The 3,524-nt window shown below is 72.8% G+C and carries 1 protein-coding gene; it reads left to right on the plus strand.

Annotation, left to right across the window (positions count from 1 at the left end; all coding sequences use genetic code 11):
* Positions 1–3,524: type I polyketide synthase (locus ACWDBE_RS39035; protein WP_449810357.1), on the plus strand; the 3,524-nt coding region annotated here is incomplete at both ends.

The following is a 3,524-nucleotide window of genomic DNA, read 5'->3' on the forward strand; positions in this document are numbered from 1 at the left end:
GGCGTCGCCCCGCTGCGCGCCCAGGAGGGTCTGGCCCTGTTCGACGGTGCGCTCACCCTGGAGCGCGCCCTGGTCGTCCCCATGCACCTCGACCCCGCCACGGCGGTCGGCACCGGCGACGTTCCGCCGCTGCTGCGCGGACTCGTCCGTACCCCGCGCCGCCGCAAGGTGGACGTCAGCAGCGGCTCCGCCGCCACGTTGGTGGGCCAGTTGAGCACCCTGTCGGCCGAGGAGCAGCACCGTTCGCTGCTGGACCTGGTCCGCAGCAACGCCGCCACGGCGCTGGGCTACCCGTCCGCCGACGCGGTGGACGCCGCCCGGGCCTTCCGTGAGCTGGGCTTCGACTCGCTGACCGCCGTCGAGCTGCGCAACCGCCTCAACGCGGCCACCGGCCTGCGGCTGCCGGCCACGCTGGTCTTCGACTACCCGACGCCCGCCGCCCTGGCCGACCACCTGCACACCGAACTGCTCGGACACCTCGAACCGGCCGCGGCCACCGCGGTCGTGAAGGCCCAGACGGCCGCGGGCGGGGACGACGAGCCGATCGCGATCGTCGGCATGGCCTGCCGCTACCCGGGCGGGGTCGCCTCGCCCGAGGACCTGTGGCAGCTCGTGCTCGGCGGCGGCGACGGCATCTCGCTCTTCCCGACCAACCGCGGTTGGGACGTCGAGGGCCTGTACGACCCCGAGTCCGTCCGCTCCGGCACGACGTACACCCGCGAGGGCGGCTTCCTGCACGACGCGGACCGCTTCGACCCGGTGTTCTTCGGCATCTCGCCGCGCGAGGCGCTCGCCATGGACCCGCAGCAGCGCCTGCTGCTGGAGACCTCCTGGGAGGCGTTCGAGCGCGCGGGCATCGACCCGGCCTCGATGAAGGGCAGCGCCACCGGCGTCTTCGCAGGCGTGATGTACCACGACTACGCCGCGCGCCTGCAGACCATCCCCGAGGAGATCGAGGGCTACCTCGGCACCGGCAACGCGGGCAGCGTGCTGTCCGGCCGCCTGGCGTACACCTTCGGTCTTGAGGGCCCGGCGGTCACCGTCGACACGGCCTGCTCCTCCTCGTTGGTCGCCCTCCACCTGGCCGCCCAGGCCCTGCGCAACGGCGAGTGCACCATGGCTCTCGCCGGTGGTGTGACCGTGATGGCCACCCCCGGTACCTTCATCGAGTTCAGCAAGCAGCGCGGCCTGGCGGCCGACGGGCGCTGCAAGTCGTTCGCCGCCGCGGCGGACGGCACCGGCTGGTCCGAGGGCGTCGGCATGCTGCTCGTCGAGCGGCTGTCCGACGCGCAGCGCAACGGCCACCAGGTGCTGGCGGTCATGCGCGGCAGCGCCGTCAACCAGGACGGTGCCAGCAACGGCCTGACCGCCCCCAACGGTCCGTCCCAGCAGCGGGTCATCCGCCAGGCGCTCGCCAACGCCCGCCTCAGCTCCGACCAGATCGACGTGGTCGAGGCGCACGGCACCGGCACCTCGCTGGGTGACCCGATCGAGGCCCAGGCACTGCTCGCCACCTACGGCCAGGAGCGCACCGAAGAGCCGCTCTGGCTCGGGTCGCTGAAGTCCAACCTGGGCCACACCCAGGCCGCCGCCGGTGTCGCGGGCGTCATCAAGATGGTGATGGCGATCCGCGCCGGTGTCCTGCCGCAGACCCTGCACGTGGACGAGCCGTCCCCGCACATCGACTGGACGCAGGGCGCGGTCGAGCTGCTGACCGAGGCCCGGCCGTGGCCGGAGACCGGACGCCCGCGCCGCGCGGCCGTCTCCTCCTTCGGCATCAGCGGCACCAACGCCCACACGATCATCGAGCAGGCCCCGGCGGAGAAGCGTCCGGCCACGGCCGTCGCCGGGACGGACGCGGCCCCGGCCGCCGTCACGCCGTTCGTCGTCACCGCACGGGGAGAGGACTCCCTGCGGCGCCAGGCCGAGCGCCTGCACGCGCTGGTGACGGCCGACGACCGGCTTCCGGTCGCCGACGTCGCGCACTCGCTGGTGACCACCCGCACGGTCCTGGAGCAGCGGGCCGTGGTCCTCGGCGAGGACCGGGACGCCCTGGTCGCCGGCCTGCGGGCACTGGCCGACGGCCAGTCCGACCCGCAGGTGGTCCAGGGTCTGGCCGGCGGCGGGAAGCTGGCGTTCCTGTTCACGGGGCAGGGCAGCCAGCGTCCGGGGATGGGGCGTGAGCTGTACGAGGCGTTCCCGGTGTTCGCGGAGGCCTTCGACGCGGTGTGCTCGCGGGTGGAACTGCCGCTGAAGGAGGCGGTGTTCGGCGAGGACGCTGCGGTCCTGGCCCGTACGGAGTACACGCAGGTCGCGCTGTTCGCGGTCGAGGTGGCGCTATTCCGGCTCTTCGAGAGCTGGGGGGTCCGTCCGGACTTCCTGGTGGGCCACTCGATCGGTGAGCTGGCGGCCGCCCACGTCGCGGGTGTCCTGTCGCTGGACGACGCCGTCGCCCTGGTGGCGGCTCGTGGCCGGCTGATGCAGGCGCTGCCGGAGGGCGGTGCGATGGTGGCGATCAAGGCCTCGGAGGAGGCGGTGCTGCCGCTGCTGACCGCTCAGGTGAGCATCGCGGCGATCAACGGGCCTTCCTCCGTGGTGATTTCCGGCGACGAGGATGAAGTCCTCGCGATCGCCGGGCAGTTCGAGAAGACCAAGCGGCTGAGCGTCTCGCACGCGTTCCACTCGCCGCTGATGGACGGGATGTTGGAGGAGTTCCGGGCCGTTGCCGAGGGGCTGACGTACAGCGCCCCGCGCATCCCGGTCGTCTCCAACGTCACCGGGGACATGGCCACGGCGGAGGAGCTGTGCTCGCCCGAGTACTGGGTCCGGCACGTGCGCCAGGCGGTTCGCTTCGCCGACGGCATGCGGGCCCTCGAAGCCAAGGGTGTCACCACCTTCGTCGAGCTCGGCCCCGACGGCGTGCTCTCCGCCATGGGCCAGGAGTGCGTCGACGGCGGGGTGTTCGTGCCGGCGCTGCGTGCCGAGCGACCGGAGCCGCGAACGGCGGTCTCCGCGCTGGCGACGGCGTTCGCCCACGGTGCCGCCGCGGACTGGAGCAGCCTGGCCTCCCGGGCCGGTGCCCGGCGGGTCGACCTGCCGACGTACGCGTTCGAGCGTGAGAGCTTCTGGCTCCACGTCCCGTCGCTCGCCGGCGACATGACGGCCGCCGGTCTCGGCGAGGCCGACCACCCGCTGTTGGGTGCGGCAGTGGCTCTCGCCGATGCGGAGGGCTTCTTGTTCACGGGTCGTCTGTCGGTGGAGTCGCACCCGTGGCTGGCCGATCACGTGGTGCTGGGTTCGGTGATCGTTCCGGGTACGGCGTTCGTGGAGTTGGCGGTGCGGGCGGGTGACCAGGTGGGTTGCTCGCTGGTGGAGGAGTTGACGCTGGAGGCGCCGTTGGTGCTTCCGGGGTCGGGTGGTGTGCAGGTCCAGGTGACGGTGGGCGCGGTGGATGCGTCCGGGCGTCGTTCGGTGGCTGTGCACGGTCGGGCCGAGGGCTCGTCGGAGTGGGTCCGTCATGTCTC

The sequence above is a fragment of the Kitasatospora sp. NPDC001132 genome, assembly GCF_053598415.1.